Genomic DNA, 25465 nt, shown 5'->3' on the forward strand with positions numbered 1-25465 from the left:
GAGAAAATATATGCGTAAGTTGCTGAATTTAAACAAATAAAAATAACTCTTGTATAAGACATAAGAATAAGAATATGTCTTGTACAAGAGTTAAGCTTTGTCCAACGACAAAGCAGAATCCGCTGCCCACATCGCCCGATTTCAACTTGACTTCAGGAGTCCTGACATGCCAGCAAACCTCAACCAACAATTGAGCCGTGAACAACAAATCGCCGCCCTCGAAAAAGACTGGGCCACCAACCCCCGTTGGAAAGGCGTCAAGCGCGGTTACTCCGCTGCTGACGTTGTGCGTCTGCGCGGCAGCATGCAAATCGAGCACACACTGGCCAAGCGCGGTGCAGAAAAGCTGTGGGAAAAAGTCAACGGCGGCGCCAAAAAAGGTTACGTCAATGCCTTTGGCGCCATCAGCGCTGGCCAGGCCATGCAACAAGCCAAAGCCGGTCTGGAAGCTGTGTATCTGTCCGGTTGGCAAGTGGCTGCTGACGGCAACACATCGGAAACCATGTACCCCGACCAGTCGCTCTACGCCTACGACTCGGTACCCACCATGGTTCGCCGCATCAACAACACCTTCAAGCGCGCAGACGAAATCCAGTGGGGCCGTGGCATCGAGCCAGGTTCCAAGGACTTCATCGACTACTTCCTGCCCATCGTGGCCGACGCTGAAGCCGGTTTCGGTGGCGTGCTCAACGCTTTTGAACTGATGAAGAACATGATCTCGGCAGGTGCTGCTGGCGTTCACTTCGAAGACCAACTGGCTGCCGTGAAGAAATGCGGCCACATGGGCGGCAAGGTGTTGGTGCCTACACAAGAAGCTTGCGAGAAATTGATCTCTGCACGTTTCGCTGCGGACGTGATGGGCACATCCACCATCGTGTTGGCCCGTACCGATGCTGAAGCTGCCAACTTGATCACATCTGATCACGATGCCAATGACAAGCCATTCTTGACCGGCGAGCGCACACAAGAAGGTTTCTACCGCGTCAAAAACGGTTTGGAACAAGCCATCAGCCGTGGCGTGGCTTACGCTCCCTACGCTGATTTGGTGTGGTGCGAAACAGGTGTGCCAGACATCGGCTTCGCTCGCGAATTCGCACAAGCTGTGCACGCGGCATGCCCCGGCAAGTTGTTGTCTTACAACTGCTCGCCTTCTTTCAACTGGAAGAAAAACCTCAACGACAGCCAAATCGCTTCGTTCCAAGAGGACTTGTCGGCATTGGGCTACAAGTACCAGTTCATCACCTTGGCGGGTATCCACATCAACTGGTACAACACCTTCCAGTTCGCCAATGCATACGCCAACGGCGAAGGCATGAAGCATTACGTCAACATGGTGCAAGAGCCTGAATTCGCAGCACGCGACAAGGGCTATACCTTCGTGTCACACCAACAAGAAGTGGGCGCAGGCTACTTCGACGACGTGACCACTGTGATCCAGGGCGGTTCGTCTTCTGTGAAAGCTTTGACAGGCTCTACAGAAGAAGAGCAGTTCCACTGATCAACCAATTAAAGTGCGCTCTAAAAGCGCATTTCTTTAGAAAAAGCCACCTGCTGCGAGAGCATCGGGTGGTTTTTTCGGCTTCAAAATTAAAATGGTTTTGTGACAGCAAAGTTGATCCGCATATCTCCAGGCTGTGTATTCGCTGTGGTCCATACGCTGGGTTTTTTACCGATTGCCACGGCCATTGACAAGGTCCAATACGCTTTGTCAATTGTGCCCCCGAGTTGCATGCCTGCACCTTGGAGCATGTACGCGATGGAGTTTGTTGCGCTGCTCACTGGTCTGTGATCACTCTTTACTGCACCTATGTCATAAAACAGACCGCCCCAAACTTCGGGCACAACTTGGTGAGTGAAATCAAACGAGAGCTGCGCCCCTTGGTCGCCAACCCCGTCGATCGACGAGAAAGACCGCATTCCGTTGATACCGCCCAACGCAATTTTGTTGTAACTGTCCAGATTTTTGGATGCAGCTTGAGCTCTCCACCGGATGGATCCCGTGTAAATGCCATCCTTATCGAGTCTTTGCGATACGCCGCCATTCATTTCCAGCTTTTGGTACTTGCCAGCGACTTTCAATGTCGATGCATCGTAAAGTTTGTCGGTGTCAAGTCGATCTAAATTGATATAACCCGTGGTCAAAATCAGTTCATTATTGAAGCTGTCCGTCCATCCTTTAGAGGATTCTGCACGCAGTTTCAGTCTCAGTTGTTGGTCTACGCGATTGGCTGTCACAAGACCAACCGTAGAGTTTTCTGTTTGACGGCGTGATACTTCCATAGCAGCTAACCAACGACCGGTGCGATCCGTGCTCAATAACTTCGTCAAACCGGCTCCGAACTCCTGTGACGAACCATTGGTTTTAATCGATTGGCTTTTGACGTCACTGCCATACACTTTCCAGCGCACACCCCTTGCGATGCCAGGGGCTTCGTAATCGGCACGGTAATAGCCGACACCTTCAGATTGTTGTGTTGTCAAACCAAGTTCAGACAGTGGCGTGAAGCCAGCAATGCGAACATTGCCGAGCAATTGCGCACGTCCAAATTGCTGTAATCCATAATTGTTGGCTTGTAATATGCCGCCCAGCACATGGCCTGTTTGAGCGTCAACAGTTCGCAAGTGAATGACAACATCCACCACAGTGCGGTTGGTTTGACGCATGCTCACTTCAAGCTCAACAGGAAGATCATAGGTCACGGCATTGAGCTGGTTTTCAAACCCTTGAATATCGACGGTCGTGCCTGACTTGTAAATGGTGCTGAAGCGACGAGTCACCTCGTCAGCGAACTCTTTTCCCTTGTTACCTTCTGTTGTCACAACAAACACTTTTCCTACAGTCGGAAACACAGTGTCCACTGTCAAAATTGTGCCTTCTGGTGTCAATTCAGTACTGGTTGTGATGTAGGCCAGATAGCCTTTTTTTTGAAAGAAATTCCATGCGAAAGCTTTGAACTCACTCATCTTTTGGGCTGGAACGGGCTTGTTGATTTCACTCTTCCAGAACGCCATCAGCTCTTGTTGGTACATAGGGCTGGTCACGTGAATTTCTTTAAGGAGAGAAAACCCTTGATCGGTTGTGACGGATGGGGTTTCTTGCTGGGCCGCTGGTTTTTGAGTTGAGCGACTGAAGTCAATTTTGTTTTGCTCGATGTTGCGCAGAACGTCGGCAGCGGAAGGGGCTGTTTGAGCGTATGCAGTCCTCGTGAGAAAAACACATATGCACGCACTGGCAATGAGCCCAATTTTGAAACCGGGTTTAATTATTTGATATTTTTTCATTTGGAAGAAAGTCCTGTCAGTAACGATCGAGGTTTATTTTTAATTTCTTTTTCGTAGCAAACAATCACTTCTTCATGGACAGTCGATGCTTCGCAAAAGCATGTCTCAGGGTCGTTTTCAAAACAAGTTTCTTCAGCAACATTCTCGCTAAAAGTACGCTCAGATAAGGGCTCTGAGCCAAGGTTAATTTTCACGCGAGAAGTCAGATCCTTAGGTTTGCTTGGTGAAATCGGCGGTACCGGTTTTGACGGTTGATCCGTGATCGTTGCTTTGGTCGTTGCGGCGCCTGAGGTGCTGAGCTTGTAGTTATTCCAGTTGCCTGTGCCGTTGGTTTTTGTCAGTGTTTCCACATTGTTCACGGTCACAGTTTTAAGGCTTCCTGGTGCCGAATCAGAAAAATTGCCTTTACCGCTGATCAATAGAATTTCAGTTTCAATGCCAGTGTTGATTACCCCAGATGTGATGGTGGCCTCTGTGGTGCCGTCGAACATCTTGTTTGCAGCTGTGATACTCTCGAGTGTCACGTTTTTGGGCTTGATATCGGCCATTGTCCTCGCCGAGCCGGTCGACGTCAGGTTGTAGTTGTCCCAAGTACCTGTGCCATTGGTTTTGAGCAATGTGGCGACATCTGTCACAGTCACAAGCTTGCCCGCAGCGGCATTTTTGTCAGAAAAATTGCCCGCTCCACTGATGGCCAAAGTCTCGGAAGTCACGCCAGTTGGGATGTCGCCTGAAATCACAACGGCATCGGTGTTGCCGTCGTAGGTTTTGTTGGCTGCTGTGATGCTCAGTAAAGAAACATCTTTTTTGCTGATATTTGCGGTCGCTGTGGCCTGATCGGTCACGCTGTAGTTGCGCACATCTGCACCCCCAAAGGTGTTGTTCAGGCGCACGGTTTTGCCATTGGCGGCATTGTTGTCACTGAAGTTGCCGGTGGAGGTGACGGTCAGTTTGTCGCCCGCAACCAAGTCGCTGAAGACGGCATTGGAGACAAAGATGTTGGCACTGCTGGTACCGTCATATGTTTTGTTAGCTGCGACGATGCCCGACAAGGCGACTTTTTTTGGTGTGATGTCGGCGATGGTGAAGCTTTGGCCTGCAACGTTGTAATTGCTTAGATCTGGACCACCCAGGGTGTTGTTGAGATTCACCGTCTTACCCGTTTCAGCATTTTTGTCGCTGAAGTTACCGCTAGAGGTGACGGTCAACTTGTCGCCTGACTCGATGCCATTGAACAGGGCATTACCTGTTTCGATATCGGCATGTGTTTTGCCATCGTAGATTTTGTTAAAAGCGGTGATGCCTGACAAGGTGATGGATTTTGAATTGACCACATAGTTCTTGTCGGTGGTTGTGAGTCCGGCAAAGCTGTAGTCGCTTGAATCGTCACCAGTGATCGCTGTGGCGGTCTGCTTGTAGCTGCCCGCTTTGAGATTGCCGCTTGAACTTGTGGCGGCGTCCACGATGGAGGCGGAGGCCGTCACCTTGTCAGCACCTTGCACGTTGCCAAAGCTCACGGCACCGGCGTCAGCTGCTGTGGCGTAGGTGGTGGTGACGCCAGCAATGGCGGCATTGGTCAGGGCCAGTTGATTGACGACATAGTTCTTGTCGGTGGTTGTGAGTCCGGCAAAGCTGTAGTTGCTTGAATCGTCGCCCGTGATGGCGTTCGACGTCTGCTTGTAACTGCCCGCTTTGAGATTACCGCTTGAACTTGTGGCCGCGTCCACGATGGAGGCGGAGGCCGTCACCTTGTCAGCACCTTGCACATTGCCAAAGCTCACGGCACCGGCGTCAGCTGCTGTGGCGTAGGTGGTGGTGACGCCAGCAATGGCGGCATTGGTCAAGGCCAGTTGGTTGACAACGTAGTTCTTGTCGGTGGTGGTCAGTCCAGCAAAGCTGTAGTTGGCAGAATCGTCGCCGCTGATGACGGTGGCGGTCTGCTTGTAGCTGCCCGCTTTGAGATTGCCGCTGCTGCTGGTGGCAGCGCCCACGATGGAGGCTACAGAAGTGACCTTGTCAACGCCTTGCACATTGCCAAAGCTCACGGCACCGGCGTCAGCTGCAGTGGCGTAAGTGGTTGTGACGCCAGCAATGGCGGCATTGGTCAAGGCCAGTTGATTGACCACATAGTTCTTGTCGGTCGTGGTCAGCCCAGCAAAGCTGTAGTTGGCAGAATCGTCACCGCTGATGACGGTGGCGGTTTGCTTGTAGCTACCCGCTTTGAGATTGCCGCTTGAACTTGTGGCGGCGTCCACGATGGAGGCGGAGGCCGTCACCTTGTCAGCACCTTGCACGTTGCCAAAGCTCACGGCACCGGCGTCAGCTGCTGTGGCGTAGGTGGTGGTGACGCCAGCAATGGCGGCATTGGTCAGGGCCAGTTGATTGACGACATAGTTCTTGTCGGTCGTGGTCAGCCCGGCAAAGCTGTAGTTGGCCGAGTCGTCACCAGTGATCGCTGTGGCGGTTTGCTTGTAGCTGCCCGCTTTGAGATTGCCGCTGCTGCTGGTGGCAGCGTCCAAGATGGAGGCGGAGGCTATCACCTTGTCAGCACCTTGCACGTTGCTGAACGTCACCACACCTGCATCGGCTGCTGTAGCGTAGGTGGTGGTGACACCGGCAATGGCGGCATTGGTCAGGGCCAGTTGGTTGACCACATAGTTCTTGTCGGTCGTGGTCAGCCCGGCAAAGCTGTAGTTGGCCGAGTCGTCACCAGTGATCGCTGTGGCGGTCTGCTTGTAGCTGCCCGCTTTGAGATTACCGCTGTTGCTGGTGGCGGCGTCCACGATGGAGGCGGAGGCCGTCACCTTGTCAGCACCTTGCACGTTGCCAAAGCTCACGGCACCGGCGTCAGCTGCTGTGGCGTAGGTGGTGGTGACGCCAGCAATGGCGGCATTGGTCAGGGCCAGTTGGTTGACGACATAGTTCTTGTCGGTCGTGGTCAGTCCAGCAAAGCTGTAGTTGGCAGAATCGTCACCGCTGATGACGGTGGCGGTTTGCTTGTAGCTGCCCGCTTTGAGATTGCCGCTGCTGCTGGTAGCAGCGCCCACGATGGAGGCCACAGAAGTGACCTTGTCAACGCCTTGCACATTGCCAAAGCTCACGGCACCGGCGTCAGCTGCAGTGGCGTAGGTGGTGGTGACGCCAGCAATGGCGGCATTGGTCAGATCAAGCTTGTTGACCACATAGTTCTTGTCGGTGGTCGTGAGCCCGGCAAAGCTGTAGTTGGCCGAGTCGTCACCAGTGATCGCTGTGGCGGTCTGCTTGTAACTGCCCGCTTTGAGATTACCGCTTGAACTTGTGGCAGCGTCCACGATGGAGGAGGAGGCTGTCACCTTGTCGGCACCTTGCACGTTGCCAAAGCTCACGGCACCGGCGTCAGCTGCAGTGGCGTAGGTGGTGGTGACACCGGCAATCGCGGCATTGGTCAAGGCCAGTTGATTGACGACATAGTTCTTGTCGGTGGTTGTGAGCCCGGCAAAGCTGTAGTTGGCCGAGTCGTCACCAGTGATCGCTGTGGCGGTCTGCTTGTAACTGCCCGCTTTGAGATTACCGCTTGAACTTGTGGCAGCGTCCACGATGGAGGCGGAGGCCGTCACCTTGTCAGCACCTTGCACATTGCCAAAGCTCACGGCACCGGCGTCAGCTGCTGTGGCGTAGGTGGTGGTGACGCCAGCAATGGCGGCATTGGTCAGGGCCAGTTGGTTGACGACGTAGTTCTTGTCGGTGGTAACGATCCCGGCAAAGCTGTAATTTGCGGAGTCGTCACCAGTGATCGCTGTGGCGGTTTGCTTGTAGCTGCCCGCTTTGAGATTACCGCTTGAACTTGTGGCGGCGTCCACGATGGAGGCGGAGGCGGTCACCTTGTCAGCACCTTGCACGTTGCCAAAGCTCACGGCACCTGCATCGGCTGCAGTGGCGTAGGTGGTGGTGACACCGGCAATCGCGGCGTTGGTCAAGGCCAGTTGGTTGACGACGTAGTTCTTGTCGGTGGTGGTCAGTCCAGCAAAGCTGTAGTTGCTTGAATCGTCACCAGTGATCGCTGTGGCGGTTTGCTTGTAGCTGCCCGCTTTGAGATTACCGCTTGAACTTGTGGCGGCGTCCACAATGGAGGCCACAGAAGTGACCTTGTCAACGCCTTGCACGTTGCCAAAGCTCACGGCACCGGCGTCAGCTGCTGTGGCGTAGGTGGTGGTGACACCGGCAATCGCGGCATTGGTCAAGGCCAGTTGATTGACCACATAGTTCTTGTCCGTGGTTGTGAGTCCGGCAAAGCTGTAGTTGGCCGAGTCGTCACCGGTGATCGTTGTGGCGGTCTGCTTGTAGCTACCCGCTTTGAGATTACCGCTTGAACTTGTGGCCGCGTTCACGATGGAGGCGGAGGCTATCACCTTGTCAACGCCTTGCACATTGCCAAAGCTCACGGCACCTGCATCGGCTGCTGTGGCGTAGGTGGTGCTGACACCGGCAATGGCGGCATTGGTCAGGGCCAGTTGGCTGACTTTATAGTCGCCTTTGATATCGGCAAAGCTGTAGTTGTCTTTGTCAACACCATTCAGGCCAGTGAGGGATTGGATTGCCGCGTAATCACCGGCTTTGAGGTTGCCGCTTGTGCTGGTCCTGCCGCTGGTATCGATGTTCACACCACTGGCATGGACATCGTCTGAACCGACCTTGTTGGTCAAGTTCACTGTGCCAGCAGTCATGCCAGAGCCATAAACGCTTACACCTTGTGCGATGGAGCCGGTCAGTGCCAGTTTGTTGACCACATAGTTGGCGGTCGGCGTGGTCAGACCTGCAAAGCTGTAGTTGTTGGCGTCTGTACCAGTCAAGCTTGTGCCGACGGTTTGTGCATAGTTGCCTGCTTTGAGGTTGCCACTGCTGCTGTTGGTGCCGTTGACCAGGGTTGCAGCGCTGGAAGCCAGAACATCGTCTGTGCCGATTTTTCCGATCAAACTGACTGCGCCCGTGGAGGCCGGTGTGCCATAAGTGGTGGTCACATCCGCGATGCTGCCGGTCAATCCTTTGGCCGACAGCACAGCCGTATTGCCAATGCTTGCAGCACTCAAGGCGGGTAATTTGTAATCGTTGGCCAAAGCCCCATTGGGACCATCGATCAGGGTCACCGCATTCACAAAGTTGATGCTGTTGTCAGCCACGTTTTTGCTGTTCATCGTGGCATTGGTGTACCCAAGGCTCTCTGTGCCTACACCGGTGGTGATGCTCAGCTGGGCACCTGTGAGTGTTTTGTTGCCGTCGTAAATTTTGCTGGCCGCCAGGCTGACTTCTTTTTGGTCAATGAACAAGCTGCCATTGATTTTGGTGATCGCGTAGTTGCCGTTGGTGTAAGACGCGTCATTGAGCGTGCTGCTGTAAGTACCTGCATGTGTACCCTTGGCGCCAGCGGAGATGCTGGCCAGGTCCACCGAAATGCTGTCAGTTCCCTGCAGACTCCCGCTGGTGATGGCAAAGCCATTCACACTTTGTTCCGTGCCGTTGTAGACCTTGCTGGTGTCGCTGTTGGCCGTCAAAGTCAGGGGGGCTTTGTTGATGGTGCTTGTGGTGTTGTTGGCATAGGTCACGGTGTAGTTCTGCCCGTTGTTGCCATCGTTCACGGTCACAGCCGAAACTTCAACCACTTTGTTACCGGTGCCTGCATTTTTATTGGTGAACGTGAATGCACCACCACTGAGGTTGTCTGAACCAAACAACTGTGTGTTTTGTGTGACCGCAGCAGAACCCGAAGCGCTGGTTGTGCCATCGTAAGTTTTGATCACATTACTGGAAGTCAGCACAAGTGGCGCAGCAGTGATGGCGCCGTCTGCCCCTGAGAGGCTGGATGAACCACCGCTCAGGTGGTAGTTGCTGGCATCGGCACCACTCAATGCGATGTTGGCAATGGTGTAGTTCAGGCCCGTGCCCACATTCTTTTGAGAAAACGCACCGTTGCCGCTGATGGACAAGTTGTCGCCAGTGATTTCACCTGTCAAACCCACCTGCACATTGGTCATGGCCGTGGTGCTGTCGTAAACCTTGCTCACGCCGGTGGCATTAGGGGTGATGGCCTTGGTGGTGATGCTCAGGCTGCCAGCAAAGACAGGCGCACCGACAAAGTTGCCCCCCACCACTGTGGGACTGACGTCCTTGATGCTGTAGTTGCCTACCACCGTGTTGCCAGAGCTGCTCAGCCCGGCTGGGCTTGTGCCTGCATAGGGCTTGAGCGTTGCAGTGACCGAAGTGCCTGCGCCATCGCTGAAAGTAAACCCGCTGCCGCTGACAGTGCGGTTGAGTGTGATGATGGTGTCGTTTTTGCCGTCCAAGTACTGGGCTGTGGGGTTGTAAGTCCAGTTGCTGCCATATGTGGTGCTGATGTTGTCGTTGCTGATCAACAACTGATTGGCCGGCACGATGGTGTAGTTGCCGGTGGCATAGGCAATGCTGTAGTTGCCCGAAGTCAGTCCGGATGGCGACAAAACACCTGCATAAACACCAGCGCCCAGGGTCGAAGCATTGGTGCGCGTGATGGCCAGGGTGCCGCCCAGCACGCTGCTGGTCTCGCCATTCACCAAACCTGTGTAATAGGCCCCTTTGAAACCAACGGTGTCTGTGCGTCCTACAAAACGGGCATCGTCGACTGCCGTGACTGTCAGGTTGGCCTTGTTGATCAGGCTGCTGGTGTTGTCGGTGTAGGTGATGTTGTAGTTGCCGGTCATGTCGGCATTTGCCGCATCTTTGATCGTCACACCAGAAGCTCGCACAGTTTTATTAGAGCCCGCATTGGGGTCCAAAAAGGCTTGGGTGCCTGTGCTGTTGACCACATCACCGCCCCCCGCACCCGCCAATGAAGCTACCGTGCCCAAGCCCGAAGCGTTGTTGGTGCCGTCATAAGTTTTGGTGACAGGGTTGGCTGTGATCGTCAGGTTGGCCTTGTTGATGGTCAATTCGCCCGCGCTGTAGGTCAGACCATAGCCCAGCGCGTTTTTACCGCCTGCGTCGATGGCCGAAATCACATACGGTGTGGCCGATGCATTTTTAGTGCCCTGCGAAGAGCCACCGAATGCAACGTTGGCCGTGAGCCCAGCCAATGTGTCGCCATTGGCCAATGCCCCGGATGTCAATGTACTGTTGAGGGAGCCACCGCTGAAGCCGAGGCCATCGTAGGTTTTACTCACACTGTTGACCTGCACGGTCACCAGAGGTTGTTCGCGGTAAATGGCATAAGCGCCAGAGCCCAAGGCTGAGGTGTAGCTGGTGGTGACTTCATCGCTGTTGTAGCGGTTGTTGCCGGCCAAGACCCCCATGCCGGTGCTGCCCAAAATAGAACCCGTCATGTAGGTGGCGCGTCCACCGCTGCCCACGGTGACCGCACCGCTGCCCGAAATCTGAATGTCGCCGCCTGTGGCTGTGCCCGCTGCCGTGGCTTTGCCGGATTCGAGAAACACGGCTGACGCCGTGGCGTTTGTCGTGCTGATGCCTTGCTTCACCAACAGGTTGCCATCGGTGACCAAGTTCGCCGTGCCGCCTGTCAGGTTGATGCTGCGGTTGACCGTCAGGTCACTGGTTGCACCCGTGATGTTGGCCGACACGTTGCCTGCGCCAGAAATGGTGTTGGCGATGGTGGTGCTGGCGGAGCGCACATAGCTCAAAGTGGCGTTGTTGCTGAGCGTGACATCGCCTGCGCCCAAGGTGCCTGTGCTGCCACCGTTGCCCACCTGCAAGGTGCCACCACTGACGGTGGTGGTGCCTGCATACGTGTTGTCTGCAGCCAAGGTGCTTGTGCCCGAACCCATTTGGGTCAAGGTGCCTGTGCCGCTGATGGCACCGCTCACCAGCAAGGCGTTGGAACGGTTGAACACCAGATTGGTGTTGTTCACCACTGCGCCAGTGCCCAAGGTGCCAGCGGTGCCACCGTTGCCCACTTGCAAAGTGCCTGTGCTGATGGTGGTGGTGCCCGAATAGGTGTTCGTGCCTGTCAGGATGGTGGTGCCTGTACCGGATTGCGTCAGCGTGCCCGTGCCGCTGATGGCGTTGCCCACGGTCAGCGTATTGCTGCGGTTAAAGACCAAAGCGGCGTTGTCCACCACCGGACCTGTGCCCAAATTCCCCGTGGTGCCGCCATTGCCGACCTGCAAGACACCCGCACTGATGGTGGTGGTGCCGGTGTAGGTGTTGTTGCCCGTCAGGATCTGCGTGCCTGTGCCTATTTTGGTCAGTTTGGCTGCTTGTCCGTTCGCATCCTGGATGACCCCTGAAAATGTGCCTGAGCCGTTGTTGACTCCCACATTGATGCCATACCCATAACCTGGAAACCCTGAGTTGACCGTTCCACCGCCGGTCAAGGCATCCACGGTGATGTTGCCTTCCACACCCTGAAACGTGGCGCCGGTTGCAACATTCAGTGAAGCTTTGTTGTTGGTCCAGATGTCATTGGCACTGTTCGATCCAACAAGAACCCCGGCTTGCACATCGATCAAACCGCCGGTCATGCCAAAAACAGCAGAAGCACTACTCCAGGTTAAACCACCTGCACCCGTTTTTTGCAGCGTGCCTGTTCCTGTGAACGTGTTACTGGTTAAATAGTTGGCTGTTGTTCCCGTCTTGACGTTGAAATTCAGGGTGGCACCCGAAGCGATGTTGGTCGTACCTGAACCAATCTGTCCGTTGTTGGTTCCATCGCCAATTTGCAGCATGCTCGACACCACATCGGTGCCACCTGTGTAGGTGTTGACACCGGTCAAGGTGGTGACACCTGTCCCTGACTGGGTCAATTTTCCTGATCCACTGATGATCTGGCTGATCGTGACCGCATCGGAATGTTTGATCACCAGATTGCCGTTGTCCACAATGTTGCCGGTGCCCAAATGGCCCGATGTGCCACCATCGCCCACTTGCAAAGTGCCGGCACTGATGGTGGTCACCCCGCTGTAGTTGTTGGCACCATTGAGGCTGGCCGAGTCCATCAATGTCAGCGTGCCAGTGCCGGCCTTGGTCAACCCACCCGTTCCGGTGATTTTCTGGTCAGCCGTGATGTTGTCGCTGCGATTGAAAGCCAGTGTGCCGTTGTCTGTGACGGTGGTGGAGGTTCCCAGTGTGCCTGTGGTGCCGCCATTGCCAATTTGCAAAGTGCCTGCGCTGATGGTGGTGGAGCCGCTCCAGTCGTTGTTAGCTGTCAGCGTGGTCATGCCTGTGCCCGCCTGGGTCACAGTGCCCGTGCCAGAAATTTTGGCACTGACCACCAAAGCGTTATCGCTGCGGTTAAAAATCAGTGCACCGTTGTCGGTGATGGCACCTGTCCCAATGGTGCCCGCCGTACCACCGTTGCCAATTTGCAAGGTGCCTGCGTTGATGGTGGTGGTGCCGGCGTAAGTGTTGTTGCCCGCCAGAACTTGTGTGCCCGTGCCGTTTTTGACCAAGTTCAAGGGTGATGAAGTCCCGACGATGGTGCCGGTATACGTTGCACTGCTGCTGTTGTTGCCCACGCTGAAGGTGGTCAGCAAGCCGCCTGAAGTGCTTGCGGTTTCGACTTTGCCCGAACCCGAAAGCCCATCGATCGATTGGTGATTGCCATCCAGCATGCGCAGTGTGCCGTTGTTGATCACATTCGTCGTGGTGGGCAGGTTGTACTTGGCGCTGGCTTGAAGTACCGTGCCCGAGGAAATGGTGACATTGCCCACAAAATCATTGGCCGAAATTCCTGTACCGCTGACGGCGCCCATCGTGATGCGGGTGCCGGTCAAGGTGATGTTGCCCGTGCCTGTGATTTGACCGTCCAGTGTCAATCGGTCGTTGGTGGCATCGTTGATAAACACATCCCGGTTCAGGGTGATTTTGCTGTTGACCGTCGACCAGCCCCGCCCCGTCTCGCCCGCAGGTCCATAGGTGGTGCCCAAGGTGGCTGTGCCTGTGCCATTGTTGGTGAAAGTGATGTCTCTGGTCAGGTAACCCCATTCATTGCCAGGCGTGCCTTTTTCGACCAGCAAACTCACGTTGTTGTTGCCCGTATTGAGATCGCCCACAACGATCGCGCCGGTGCCTGCCGTTTTGTTGTAGTTGCCACCGCCATGCCCGATCACCAGTGCGCCTTGACTGATGGTGGTGCCCCCCGAGAATGTGTTGGTCTCGTAGTTCCCTGTGGTGGCGTTATAGGCTGACAAGGTCAGTTGACCTGCGCCTGATTTCAGCAGTGAGCCGGTGCCGCTGATCGTGCCCGAAATGGAGCCCACCGCAGGGTTGGTGACGGTGAGTTGGGTGCCAACAGAGATGTTGCCAGCAGCCACCAAAGAAGTGCCAGAGCCCACCCCGCCAGAAGTCAATGTGGTGGCTTGTGTGGATGTCAACCTGGCAGCACCATTGCTGATGTTGATCGCCGCGCCGGATGCGCCGGTGTTTTCGCCGTTGATGGTGATGTTCGCGGCCGTCAAAGCGGCGGAACTTTTGATTTCAACACCGCTGCCCAGAGTGCTTGCCTTCTTGCCGCTCAAAACGATCTGACCCCCGTCAGTCGCGGTGATGGTGCGCAGCATTGGGTTGCTGGCCAAATTCGGGTCGGTGGCTCGCAAGCTGTCAGCGATTTGGACGCCTGAGCGGCCAGAGGCTGTGGACACACCACTGCCTGCCGTGAAAACGCCCCCAGCGAACGTGCCGCCCGTGTTGTCGATGATCACGTTCTTGCCGGTGATGGCCGTTGAGGTCACCGAGTTGGGTACCCCGTCTTGAATCAAGATCGAACCTTGATTGCTCTTGAGGGTGGTGTTGCCGCCTGTCGATACAAATGAAGATGCGCCGCCTATATAGCCTGGAGCTGGGACACCTGCAAAGTATGCGGAAGAATTGATGAAAATCGCGTCTGTAGCGGCGTTGTTGGTGGTGGCACTGACGGTCAGGTCCCCGTCGGCCCTGGCCTGAACACCCACCATGCTGATGGTGGGACTGGTGTTGGCCGCAGAGGCGTTGGTGCCAGTGATGCTGAGGGTGCCACCCGCTGTGTACGCGCTGACCAGGTTTTGCCAGCTGGTCGTGCCGTGATCAATGGCTTTGCCGGAGCCTTCGCCATTCACGGTGCCGGTGATCGACAGATTCCCGGCTGCTGTAACGGTGTTGCCCGCGAATGCACCGATGTAGCTGAGAAAACCCGATGAACCCGCACCCGATGTGCTGCCATGGATGGAGACATTTTTGCCCAGCAACTTCATGTTGTAGGCGTTGCTGTATGTCAAATTGTTGAAAACGCCGTGATTGCCTGTGGACGTCCCCGTGATCGAAATGTCACCTGTGGTGCCTGCATCGATGAGGGTGTTGTTCAAGGCAACACCGTAGCCTGTTCCAGAAGTCGATGTGCCCGTGACCGTCACAGCGCCTGGGGTGGTGATGCTGGCACCAGAACCGAATTGGACGCCAGCCCCTGCACCCGTGTTTTTGTTAGTGCCCGTCAAGGTGACCGCGCCATTGGTGTTGATGGTGCTGCTCAGCACAATGCCTTGGCTGCTGGCGTGTTCGGCTGTGTTGCCCTGGTAGTTGCCGTTGGCCGTCAAGTTGACGTTGACCCGTTGAGCGCTTGCGGCGTTGGTGGTGATCGATGCGCCCGCGTTTTGCGTGATGCCGTTGTCGGCCACCAGGTTCAAGCTGGCGTCTGTGGCCCCTTGGTTGTTGAAGAGCAAGGCGTTGGCGAGGGTGATGTTGCCAGCGCCCGTGGTGTTGCTGTCATTGGTGGTTTTGATGGTGACGCTGGTGCCCGCGTTGATGGCCGTCTGAATGGTGTTGACGCTGACCACGCTGCTGGTGCCCGTGGCCCCGTTGGGCGTGGTGTCGGCAGGGCTGGTGCCCGTCACATTGCTGTCGGCGGCGCTGGAGATGGTGATGTCGGACGGGTCCAGCAACCACTCGGCTGCTTTGACAGAGACCTCGCGTGTGACCAGGTGGTTGCCCGAAGTCTCGACAAAGCCGCGCTGGCTTTCCAACTTGGCACCGCTCACGTCGGTGGCCTTGGCCAATGCACCCGTTTGTTCATCCCGGCCAATGACAATATCGCCGCCTCGATTGGCTTGGCCATCGGTGTGACCTGAGCTGTTGGCTGTGATGCTGCCATCGACCTTGATGACGCCTCCATCAGCCAAGACCGTGACCGCCCCCGCTTGGGGGGCTGATGTGTCGATGTGTCCGCTGTGCGTCACGCTGGCTACTGCCGTGCTGAGTGCAGCTGCTTGCAGCAATACTTGTCCACCCTCTGTGACGATCACGCCGCTTTCGGTGTTGTTCACTGCGGTGTTGATGGCCGCTGGGTCCAGCTCCAGGCGCACGCGTTTGCTCAATGGCACGCTCACTGTGCTGGGGGGGGCGGGCAGGGTGGCGTTTTCTGCGGCCACCAGCATCACATCGCCTTGGGGGGCGTGGATGATGCCTTCGTTGGTGACTGTGGCACCGATCAAGGCCACAAAGCCTCCGGCAGCAGTTTCAATCGTGCCTTGGTTGACCACAGACGCTGAGCTGCCGTTGCGCTTGTATTTGTACAGGCCGGCCTTGAAATCAGCATCACTCAAGCCGAAGGTGCTGGCTGTAAAGGCGCTGGCTGTGACCGAGCCATCTTTGCCGAATACGATGCCGTTGGGGTTGAGCAAAATCACCTGTCCATTGGCTGAAAGCTTGCCCAGGATTTGACTGGGGTCGTTGCCGATCACACGGTTGAGCAATACCGACGATGCACTGGGTTGTGTGATGTTGACAGCCGCATCGCTGCCAATGCTGAAGCTTTGCCAGTTGATGCTGGCCTTGTCGGTGCTTTGGTTGATGGTCATTTGGGCACCGTTGTTGCCAATGGTGGCCGAACCCGTGCTGACAATGCCTCCTTGAGGCAAAACGGTAGAGAACAAGTTGCCGCCTGCTTTCGCTTGCGTTGTTCCCAAAGCGATGCAAACCAAAGCCCCTGATGCAAAAATCAGCCGCAAAATGCCCACAAAACCTTCGAACACGGTGTTGACCACTGCCTGTGGTGCCACGTGGCCATGGCAAGCTTGGCCGCTTGCTGTTTTGCTTGTGGCGGTGGCATGTTCGCCCACAGCCACGAGCGCGCCCAGGCGTTCAGAGAAGATGGTTTTATAGCAATTGGTGTTCATATGGCTTGCAGTCAGCAAATTTCTTGAATTTATTGAAGACTTATGAATTCTATTGAATTTGCTTAATACGTATATACGCTGATTGGCGTATCAAATTAAATTATTTGTTATTCGTGATGAAAGTGCCACCCTGCTGGACGGTGTCACGCTGGTGCGTGCGTTTGGCGGTCATTCAATGCGCTGTGTGGCCAAGCAAGCCTGCGCCATACGACCCGCAAAGGGGCCTTGAAGCAATGAATCAAAAGCCAAGCGCCATTGGGAAATGGGGGGGAGGGCGGGGAAAAAGAGGGGTGAGGGAGGCGCAGACAATGTCTGGCCAACAAGCCGTACAGGGGCTTTGCCCTGAGCACCTGCATTGGGCGGCGTAAAATCTACCCTCAGCGTTTAGATATCTCTTTCAAGCGCGGCCTTTGCCGCGCTTTTTTAATTGCAAACTCATGGTTCAGATTACCCTTCCCGACGGTTCATTGCGTGAATTTCCCGGCCCTGTGACGGTGGCCGAAGTGGCCGCGTCCATTGGTACAGGTTTGGCCAAGGCGGCTTTGGGCGGCAAGGTCAACGGTCAATTGGTTGACACCAGCTTCAGCATTGCGGGCAATTCTCAACTGGCCATCGTCACTGCCAAGGACCCTGAAGGTCTGGAGTTGATCCGTCACTCGACCGCCCACTTGCTGGCCTATGCCGTCAAGGATCTTTTTCCTCAGGCGCAAGTCACCATCGGTCCAGTGATCGATAACGGCTTTTATTACGACTTCTCCTACAGTCGCCCTTTTACGCCAGAAGATTTGGTGGCCATTGAAAAACGCATGACCGAGCTGGCCAACAAGGATGAGCCCGTGGTGCGTCGTGTTTTGCCGCGTGATGAAGCGGTGGCCTATTTCAAGAGCCTGGGCGAGCACTACAAAGCCGAGATCATTGCCAGCATCCCCACCGATCAGGACGTGAGCTTGTACCGAGAAGGCGCGTTTGAAGACCTGTGCCGCGGCCCGCATGTGCCCAGCACCGGCAAGCTCAAGCACTTCAAGCTGATGAAGGTGGCAGGCGCCTATTGGCGAGGTGACAGCAAGAACGAGATGCTCCAGCGTGTTTATGGCACCGCATGGGCCAGCAAAGATGACTTGCAGCTGTACCTGACCCGCCTGGAAGAGGCCGAAAAACGCGACCACCGCAAATTGGGCCGCGAACTCGACCTGTTCCACATTGACGAACACGCGCCAGGCCTGGTGTTCTGGCACCCCAAAGGCTGGACCGTCTGGCAAACCATTGAGCAGTACATGCGTCAGGTGTACCGCGACAACGGCTACCAAGAGGTCAAGGGTCCACAGATCATTGACAAGAGCCTGTGGGAAAAGACCGGCCACTGGGACAAGTACCGTGACAACATGTTCACCACCGAATCGGAAAAACGCGATTACGCCTTGAAGCCGATGAACTGCCCGGGTCACATCCTGATCTTCAAGCAAGGCATCAAGAGCTACCGCGATCTGCCTTTGCGCTACGGTGAATTTGGCCAGTGCCACCGCAACGAGCCTTCGGGTGGCCTGCACGGCATCATGCGCGTGCGAGGCTTCACGCAGGACGACGGCCACATCTTCTGCACTGAAGACCAGATCCTGCCCGAGTGCGACACCTTCACCAAGGTGCTCAAGAAAGTCTATGCCGATTTCGGTTTCACAGACATCCTTTACAAGGTCTCCACCCGGCCAGCAGCGCGCATTGGGTCGGACGATCTGTGGGACAAGGCTGAGAAAGCCTTGATGGACAGCTTGCGTGCCTCGGGTTGCGATTTTGTGATCTCTGAGGGTGACGGCGCTTTCTACGGTCCCAAGATCGAATACACCCTGAAAGATGCGATTGGCCGTGAGTGGCAGTGCGGCACGATTCAGGTGGACTTCAACCTGTCCGAGCGCCTGGATGCTGAATACGTGGCCGAAGATGGCTCGCGTCAAAGGCCCGTGATCTTGCATCGCGCTATCGTGGGCAGCATGGAGCGTTTCATCGGTATTTTGATCGAGCAACACGCAGGTGCCTTGCCCACTTGGCTGGCACCGCTTCAGGTCTCAGTGCTCAACATCACCGATGCGCAGTCCGATTACTGTCGCGAAATCGCTGCAAAATTGCAGAAATCAGTGTCAAATCAAGGCCTTAGGGTCGATTTTGACCTGCGCAACGAGAAAATCACGTATAAAATACGTGAGCATTCGTTGCAAAAGCTGCCTTACATCCTTGTCGCTGGCGATAAGGAAAAGGCAGCAGGTACCGTCGCAGTGCGCGCCCGAGGCAACAAAGACCTCGGTGTGATGTCGATCGATGCGTTCATTGAACTCATCGCTTCCGACATCGCTTCTAAAGCCTGAAGGTGAGTTTCGCCACAAGCTTTGGCCCGTGGGCACAAAGGCGGTTAGGCTGCTTTTCGCAGTTTTTACCCTTGAAGGATTGAGTCATCGCTACCGAATTTCGTGATCGTCGCCAACGCGAAGAACGCAAACACCGTTTGAACCGTGAAATCATGGCCCCTGAGGTGCGTGTTTCCGGCCCTGAAAACGAGCCATTGGGCATTTTGTCACTGGCAGACGCCTTGCGCATGGCAGGTGAGTTGGACGTGGACCTGGTTGAAATTGCCGCCACTGCCAATCCACCTGTGTGCCGTTTGATGGACTACGGCAAGTTCAAGTACCAAGAGCAAAAGCGTGCGGCAGAAGCCAAAGCCAAGCAAACGGTCATTGACATCAAGGAAGTTAAATTCCGCCCTGGTACCGACGATGGTGACTACAACATCAAGATGCGCAACATCCGCCGCTTTTTGGCAGATGGCGATAAATGCAAGATCACTTTGCGTTTCCGCGGTCGTGAGATCACCCACCAAGAGCTGGGCATAGCCTTGCTGAACCGGATTCGTGATGAGCTGGCTGATTTGATTCTCGTTGAGCAGTTTCCTAAGCTCGAAGGTCGTCAGATGATCATGATGATCGCGCCTGGCCGTAAAAAACCTGCAGGCAAAGCAGCGGACACGGCAGCATCTGCAGAATCGGCTTGAAGAAGAATTTGACTGGCCTTCGGGCTGGTCGAGTCTGAGACCACCTTCGGGTGGTTTTTGTAAAAGTGGCTCGGGGCCATCAAGGCTGCAAAATTTTTGCAGACGCCTCACGAGCACAAATAAAGGAGCATTGATATGCCCAAGATGAAGACCAAAAGCAGTGCTAAAAAGCGCTTCCGTGTTCGTCCAGGTGGAACCGTTAAACGCGGTCAAGCCTTCAAGCGTCACATCCTGACCAAGAAGACCACCAAGAACAAACGCCACCTCCGCGGTGCAGTGGCTGTGCATGAGACCAATATGGGTCACATGGCGCAGATGCTGCCTATGGCTGGCCTGTAATTCACTGACGAACTAGGAGAAAAATATGCCTCGCGTTAAACGTGGTGTAACGGCACGTGCCCGTCACAAGAAAGTTTTGGCCCTTGCAAAAGGTTTCCGCGGTCGCCGCGGCAATGTCTTCCGTATCGCCAAACAGGCGGTGATGAAGGCTGGCCAATACGCCTACCGTGATCGCCGTACCAAAAAGCGTGTGTTCCGTCAGTTGTGGATTGCCCGTATCAACGCCGCTGCGCGTGAATGCGGTCTGACCTACAGCCAGTTCGCCAACGGCCTGAAAAAGGCTGCCATCGAAATCGACCGTAAGATGCTGGCGGACATCGCCGTGCACGACAAGGCCGCTTTTGCTGGCATCGTGAACCAAGTTAAAGCCAAGTTGGCCTCAGCTTGATTTCATGAGTGACATGAACCTTTGGTTCATGCCGCGCACTCGATCAAAGGGATTGAGGCTCACAAAAGCTTCAATCCCTTTTTTATTCCCCATTACACAGATCACCCACAGATCTCCCACACCATGAACGAGCTGGACACCCTGGTCGAATCCGCCCGCCAGAGTTTTGCGCAGGCACTGACACCTGCTGACCTCGAAAACGCCAAAGCCCAATTTCTGGGCAAAGCCGGTCGCCTGACCGAGCTGATGAAGGGCATGGCCGCTCTGAGCGTGGAAGACAAGAAAACCCGCGGTGCGGCCATCAACCTCGCCAAGCAAGCGATCGAGGCCGCGCTGAACGGCTGCCGCCAGGCTCTGGCCGACGCCGAGCTGCAAGCGCAGCTCAAGGCCGAGGCGCTCGATGTGAGCTTGCCGGGCCGCAGCGCCAATGTAGGCGGTTTGCACCCCGTCTCACTCACGCTCGAACGCGTGGAACAAATTTTTGGCTCCATGGGCTTTGAAGTGGCCCAAGGCCCAGAGATCGAGACCGACTGGTTCAACTTCACCGCGCTCAACACGCCAGAAGACCACCCGGCCCGCTCCATGCACGACACCTTTTACGTCGAAGGCGGCCACCTGCTGCGCACGCACACGAGCCCCATGCAGATTCGCCATGCAGTGCAGCACGTCAAGCGCTACACAAACCAACTCGATGCGGGTCAGGGCATGCCCGAGATCCGAGTCATCGCGCCAGGCCGCACTTACCGCGTGGACAGCGACGCCACCCACTCACCCATGTTTCACCAGTGCGAAGGTCTGTGGATTGGTCAGAACGTGAGTTTCAAAGACCTGAAGGTGGTGGTCACCGATTTCTGCCGCACCTTCTTTGAAAGCGACGATCTGGTGCTGCGTTTCCGTCCCAGCTTCTTTCCATTCACCGAGCCCAGTGCCGAGATCGACATCCAGTTCCAAAGTGGCCCGCTGGCTGGTCGCTGGCTTGAAGTGGGTGGCTCTGGCCAAGTCCATCCTAACGTGGTGCGCAACATGGGTCTGGACCCCGAGAAGTTCATCGGCTTTGCCTTTGGCATGGGCATGGACCGCTTCACCATGCTGCGCTACGGTGTGAACGACCTGCGCCTGTTCTTTGACGGCGATGTGCGTTTTCTGAGCCAATTCCAATAAGCCTCTTCCTGTCTTCCCTGAACGCTGGCCTGGTGTGCGCCCGGCAGCGAAAAGAAGTGAGTTCTGCAAATGCAATTTCCTGAATCCTGGTTGCGCGAGTTCTGCAACCCGTCCTTGACGACCCAGCAACTGGCCGACACCTTGACCATGGCTGGCCTCGAAGTGGAAGAGCTCGAGCCTGTGGCCCCGCCGTTCACCCACATCGTGGTCGGTGAAATCAAGGAAGCCGTGCAGCACCCCAACGCCGACCGCCTGCGTGTGTGTCAGGTTGACGTGGGGCAGGGCGCACTGCTGAACATCGTTTGTGGTGCACCCAACGCCCGAGTGGGCATCCGCGTGCCTTGCGCCATGGTCGGGGCCGAATTGCCTCCGGGTGAAGACGGCAAGCCATTCGTCATCAAGGTGGGCAAGCTGCGTGGTGTGGAAAGCCAAGGCATGTTGTGTTCAGCCAAAGAACTGAAGATAGCGGATGACCACGGCGGCCTGCTGGAGTTGCCCGCAGACGCGCCTCTGGGTCAGGACATTCGTGAGTACCTGAATCTGGACGACACCCTGTTCACCATCAAGTTGACGCCCAACTTGGCCCATTGTTTGAGCGTGTACGGCATTGCCCGTGAAGTGGCTGCCCTGACCGGTGCGCCGTTGAAGGCCCCATCCTCCCCTGCTGTGGCGACTCAAATCCAGGACAAAGTGGCGGTGCAAGTGCAAGCCACCGACCTGTGCGGGCGCTTCAGCGGCCGTGTGGTCAAGGGCGTAAATACCCAAGCCCAAACTCCCAAGTGGATGGTGGACCGCCTGGCCCGTTGCGGCCAGCGCAGCGTGAGCCCATTGGTGGACATCTCCAACTACGTGATGTTCGAGTTCGGTCGACCTTCGCATATTTTTGACCTGGACAAAATCCACGGCGACCTGCAAGTGCGGTGGGGCAAAGCAGGTGAGTCTCTCAAGCTGCTCAACGGCAACACCGTGACCGTGGATGAGAAGGTCGGCGTGATCGCCGATGACAGCCAGGTCGAGTCATTGGCCGGCATCATGGGTGGGGACGCCACTGCCGTGTCCGACGACACACAAAACATCTACATCGAAGCCGCCTTCTGGTGGCCCACGTCGATCGCAGGCCGTTCGCGCCGCTTCAACTTCTCGACCGACGCCGGTCACCGCTTTGAGCGTGGTGTGGACCCGCAGCTGACCGTGGAGCACATTGAGCGCATCACCCAGCTGGTGCTCGACATCTGCGGCACACCCGAGACAAAGGTCGGCCCGATTGACGACCAAATTCTGAACATCCCAGCGATCACACCCGTCACACTGCGCGTGGCCCGTGCGGTCAAAGTCATCGGCATGCCGCTCACGCAGCAGCAGTGTGCCGATGCTTTGCGCGGTTTGGGCTTGCAAGTCGCCGAAGGCGAGGGCACCGTCACCGTGACACCGCCCAGCTTCCGCTTTGACCTGCAGATCGAAGAAGACCTGATCGAAGAAGTGGCCCGCATGGTGGGCTACAACAACCTGCCAACCAATCCGCCGCTGGCCCCCATCACCGCCAAGGTGCGCCGCGAGACCGAGCGCAGCCCATCTGCCGTGCGCCGCGCCATTGCGGCTCTGGGTTACCAGGAAACCATCAACTACAGCTTTGTTGAAGAAGCTTGGGAAAAAGACTTGGCGGGCAATACCAGCCCGATCCGCCTGCTCAACCCGATCGCCAGCCAGATGAGCGTGATGCGCTCCAGCCTGATCGGCTCTCTGCTGCAAGTCGTGAAGTTCAACGCCGACCGCAAGGCCGACCGCGTGCGCGTTTTCGAGCTGGGCCGCGTATTCCTGCGCAATGCCACGGTGCAAAGCACCGACACCACGGTGGAGGGGTTCGAGCAACCCATGCGCGTGGCAGGCATGGCTTGGGGCCCGGTGGAGCCTTTGGGTTGGCAAGGCAAGGCCCGCAACGTCGACTATTACGACGTCAAGGCCGATGTGGAAAAACTGCTGGCCCCACGCAAAGCAGAATTCGTTGCCGCTGAACACCCTGCCTTGCACCCTGGTCGGTCGGCCCAGGTGCTGTTGGAGGGGGTTGTCATCGGTCATGTGGGCGAATTGCATCCCCGCTGGCGTCAGGCCTGGGAGCTGAGCAGCGCACCCGTGGTGTTCGAGCTGTCGCTTGAAGCCGTCACGGCCCGCACGGTACCTGTGTCCCAAAACGTGGCCAAGCACCAGCCGGTGGAGCGTGACATCGCTGTGATCGTGGCCGAATCGGTCACCCATGTGCAGTTGATGCAAGCCATCCACGCAGCCCCCACCGAAGGTTTGCTCCAAGGCGCGGTGTTGTTTGACATTTACCGCCCCAAGGCCGATGCAGCGGGTGCAAGCTTGACGCAGGGTGAGAAGAGTTTGGCCGTGCGCCTGACCTTGGCCAGTCCCGATGCCACATTGACCGATGCTCAGATCGACGCCGCCATGAACGCGGTGTTGGCCCACCTGGCCAGTCAAGTGTCCGCGCGTTTGCGCGCTTAACAGGGTGGGTGTGATGGAAATTTCAGTTGAAAGCCTTGAAACCCCGGCCTTGACCAAGGCGCATCTGGCCGATTTGTTGTTTGAACAAATCGGCTTGAACAAGCGCGAGTCCAAAGACATGGTCGATGCCTTCTTTGATTTGATGGTGGACAGCTTGATCGAAGGCACAGACGTCAAGATTTCTGGCTTTGGCAATTTCCAAATCCGCACCAAAGCAGCTCGTCCCGGGCGCAATCCGCGTACCGGAGAATTGATTCCGATTGATGCACGTCGCGTCGCGACCTTCCATGCCAGCCATAAACTCAAGGCTTTGATTCAGGGCGAGACTGACGAAAACAGCACCATGGAGATGCTGGGTATTTGAGTCGGACCTCTGAAGCTTCTAGGAGGACCCCATGCTTTTCAAATTCAAATCTGCCGCCGCCAGCGACCTGATCATGCTGGAGCTTGACGCCCGCAAATTGCTCCAGATCATGCTGGGGGACGATCCTGTGCAAGGCATCATGCTGGCCAACACCCTGTCTGCACGCATCCAGACATTGGAAACTGCCGTGTTGCAAGACGAAACCTTGCGCAAACGGCTTGCGCAGCAAGCTGCATCGGGCGCAAGCGACTGCGACGAGAGAGAAGTGGCGCTGGATGCCGTGCGTTTGTCTCAAAGGGCCACGCCCATGCTCAAACTCTTGCAGCGCAGCTTGGCGGAAAGCTCAGACGTGGTTTGGGGCATTTAAGGCGGGGTCAACCCCGGCCTTAAGGCGATCAGCGGGCAAATGCCTGGCCACCCAACTGGTAGCCCGCCTTGATTTGCCGTTTGGCAAACCAACCGACATTCATTTCCAGCACAAAACGCACCGGTCTGGTAGAGCAGTGGGAATCATCGCTTTGGGGCTTCATGTCGGCCAAGTTCACGATGGTGCCATCTTCGGCAATGAAAGCCGCAGTCAAAGGGATCAACGTGTTGCGCATCCAGAAACATTGTGTGGCGGGCTGTTCAAATACAAACAACATGCCTTCGTGTTGGGGCATTTCTTTGCGAAACATCAGGCCGATTTGACGTTGCTCAGGCGTTTGGGCCAGTTGAACGTCCAGCATGTGCATGCCCGCCGTCAACTTGGTGCGCGGCAACTGCATTTGTGGACCGGCTTGCGCCGCAGCCAAGGTGCTCACCGCTGCCAGCAAACATCCAGCAGTCCAATGCATGGATTGGGTGCAAATACGGGAAATCAAGCGAAAAGTCATTGAGAAAATCCATCCGAGCAGGTAGCACAAGCCCACAAGGATAACGCGTACCGTAAACACCGCTAAGCAGGCGACCCCCAATCAGGTGACAGGACCCGGCGAGTCCTGTGCCGCTTGCGCGGGCAATGCTGCACTCCGTTCAGCCAATATATGAGTGGCCATCAAGCCTTTGGCTCCGTTGTTGAGCTCGAAACTGACCCGAGCACCCTCTTTGAGACTTTTGAACCCTTCGCCCTCAATGGCTGAAAAGTGGGCAAAAGCATCCGGACCACCGCCATCGGGCTGGATGAACCCGAAGCCCTTGGCATCGTTGAACCATTTGACCGTTCCGGTGGGCATGGCGTGTCTCCATTTTTTTGTATGCACCAGTTTGAAGCGTGCCTGTTGATTTTGTCAATGTGAGGTTTTCCC

At 56.1% G+C, this 25465-nt stretch carries 13 protein-coding genes; 9 read left to right on the forward strand and 4 right to left on the reverse strand.

What is annotated here, in order from left to right:
- Positions 1-166: 166 nt before the first annotated feature.
- Complete coding sequence (aceA, locus tag B9Z52_RS00555) at positions 167-1498, forward strand: isocitrate lyase (protein WP_108411927.1); 1332 nt, start codon at positions 167-169, stop codon at positions 1496-1498.
- An 89-nt stretch (positions 1499-1587) separates the two neighbouring features.
- On the opposite strand, the gene B9Z52_RS00560 is transcribed toward aceA, so the two are convergent.
- Both B9Z52_RS00560 and B9Z52_RS00565 read right to left on the reverse strand, forming a co-directional pair.
- Positions 1588-3282 carry a ShlB/FhaC/HecB family hemolysin secretion/activation protein gene (locus B9Z52_RS00560; RefSeq protein ID WP_108411928.1) on the reverse strand — a complete coding sequence of 565 codons (1695 nt, stop codon included), beginning with the start codon at positions 3280-3282 and terminating at the stop codon, positions 1588-1590.
- Complete coding sequence (locus B9Z52_RS00565) at positions 3279-16388, reverse strand: YDG domain-containing protein (RefSeq protein WP_108411929.1); 13110 nt, start codon at positions 16386-16388, stop codon at positions 3279-3281. Before B9Z52_RS00565 ends, B9Z52_RS00560 begins: the two co-directional genes overlap by 4 nt.
- Before the next feature lie 437 nt (positions 16389-16825).
- Between B9Z52_RS00565 and thrS the strand changes: the two genes are divergently transcribed.
- The 8 genes from thrS to B9Z52_RS00605 all read left to right on the forward strand — a co-directional run bounded on the left by thrS (position 16826) and on the right by B9Z52_RS00605 (position 24546).
- A complete protein-coding gene (gene thrS, locus B9Z52_RS00570; RefSeq protein ID WP_108411930.1) occupies positions 16826-18745 on the forward strand; it encodes a threonine--tRNA ligase in 1920 nt (639 codons plus the stop codon).
- Between the two features lie 86 nt (positions 18746-18831).
- A complete protein-coding gene (gene infC, locus B9Z52_RS00575; protein ID WP_108411931.1) occupies positions 18832-19425 on the forward strand; it encodes a translation initiation factor IF-3 in 594 nt (197 codons plus the stop codon).
- Between the two features lie 135 nt (positions 19426-19560).
- Positions 19561-19764, forward strand: coding sequence for a 50S ribosomal protein L35 (gene rpmI, locus B9Z52_RS00580; protein ID WP_108322580.1), 204 nt, complete (start codon positions 19561-19563; stop codon positions 19762-19764).
- Between the two features lie 25 nt (positions 19765-19789).
- Complete coding sequence (rplT, locus tag B9Z52_RS00585) at positions 19790-20152, forward strand: 50S ribosomal protein L20 (RefSeq protein ID WP_108411932.1); 363 nt, start codon at positions 19790-19792, stop codon at positions 20150-20152.
- Between the two features lie 123 nt (positions 20153-20275).
- Entirely contained in the window at positions 20276-21313 is a 1038-nt protein-coding gene (gene pheS / locus B9Z52_RS00590; RefSeq protein WP_108412318.1) for a phenylalanine--tRNA ligase subunit alpha, read from the forward strand.
- A gap of 69 nt (positions 21314-21382) precedes the next feature.
- Entirely contained in the window at positions 21383-23815 is a 2433-nt protein-coding gene (pheT, locus tag B9Z52_RS00595; protein WP_108411933.1) for a phenylalanine--tRNA ligase subunit beta, read from the forward strand.
- A 13-nt stretch (positions 23816-23828) separates the two neighbouring features.
- Positions 23829-24179: an integration host factor subunit alpha gene (locus B9Z52_RS00600; protein ID WP_108411934.1), complete on the forward strand. Its 351-nt coding sequence runs from the start codon at positions 23829-23831 to the stop codon at positions 24177-24179.
- A 31-nt stretch (positions 24180-24210) separates the two neighbouring features.
- Positions 24211-24546 (forward strand): DUF1840 domain-containing protein, encoded by a 336-nt coding sequence (locus tag B9Z52_RS00605; protein WP_108411935.1) that lies wholly within the window; start codon positions 24211-24213, stop codon positions 24544-24546.
- Positions 24547-24574: 28 nt separating this feature from the next.
- Here the strand turns inward: B9Z52_RS00605 and B9Z52_RS00610 are convergent, their stop codons facing one another.
- Positions 24575-25015 (reverse strand): DUF192 domain-containing protein, encoded by a 441-nt coding sequence (locus B9Z52_RS00610; protein WP_108412319.1) that lies wholly within the window; start codon positions 25013-25015, stop codon positions 24575-24577.
- Between the two features lie 120 nt (positions 25016-25135).
- Positions 25136-25393, reverse strand: a complete 258-nt coding sequence (locus B9Z52_RS00615) for a cold-shock protein (protein WP_108411936.1) — start codon at positions 25391-25393, stop codon at positions 25136-25138.
- Positions 25394-25465: the final 72 nt, after the last annotated feature.

This window comes from Limnohabitans sp. Jir72, from assembly GCF_003063575.1.
In the GTDB taxonomy this organism is placed as follows: Bacteria; Pseudomonadota; Gammaproteobacteria; order Burkholderiales; family Burkholderiaceae_C; genus Limnohabitans_A.

Bases quoted from the DNA above. Each gene is read 5' to 3' on its own strand.
- B9Z52_RS00605 (WP_108411935.1), top strand. From the start codon at position 24,211: ATGCTTTTCAAATTCAAATCTGCCGCCGCCAGCGACCTGATCATGCTG.
- B9Z52_RS00600 (WP_108411934.1), top strand. From the start codon at position 23,829: ATGGAAATTTCAGTTGAAAGCCTTGAAACCCCGGCCTTGACCAAGGCG.
- rpmI (WP_108322580.1), top strand. From the start codon at position 19,561: ATGCCCAAGATGAAGACCAAAAGCAGTGCTAAAAAGCGCTTCCGTGTT.
- pheS (WP_108412318.1), top strand. From the start codon at position 20,276: ATGAACGAGCTGGACACCCTGGTCGAATCCGCCCGCCAGAGTTTTGCG.
- thrS (WP_108411930.1), top strand. From the start codon at position 16,826: ATGGTTCAGATTACCCTTCCCGACGGTTCATTGCGTGAATTTCCCGGC.
- pheT (WP_108411933.1), top strand. From the start codon at position 21,383: ATGCAATTTCCTGAATCCTGGTTGCGCGAGTTCTGCAACCCGTCCTTG.
- B9Z52_RS00560 (WP_108411928.1), bottom strand. From the start codon at position 3,282: ATGAAAAAATATCAAATAATTAAACCCGGTTTCAAAATTGGGCTCATT.
- rplT (WP_108411932.1), top strand. From the start codon at position 19,790: ATGCCTCGCGTTAAACGTGGTGTAACGGCACGTGCCCGTCACAAGAAA.
- B9Z52_RS00565 (WP_108411929.1), bottom strand. From the start codon at position 16,388: ATGAACACCAATTGCTATAAAACCATCTTCTCTGAACGCCTGGGCGCG.
- B9Z52_RS00615 (WP_108411936.1), bottom strand. From the start codon at position 25,393: ATGCCCACCGGAACGGTCAAATGGTTCAACGATGCCAAGGGCTTCGGG.
- B9Z52_RS00610 (WP_108412319.1), bottom strand. From the start codon at position 25,015: ATGCATTGGACTGCTGGATGTTTGCTGGCAGCGGTGAGCACCTTGGCT.
- aceA (WP_108411927.1), top strand. From the start codon at position 167: ATGCCAGCAAACCTCAACCAACAATTGAGCCGTGAACAACAAATCGCC.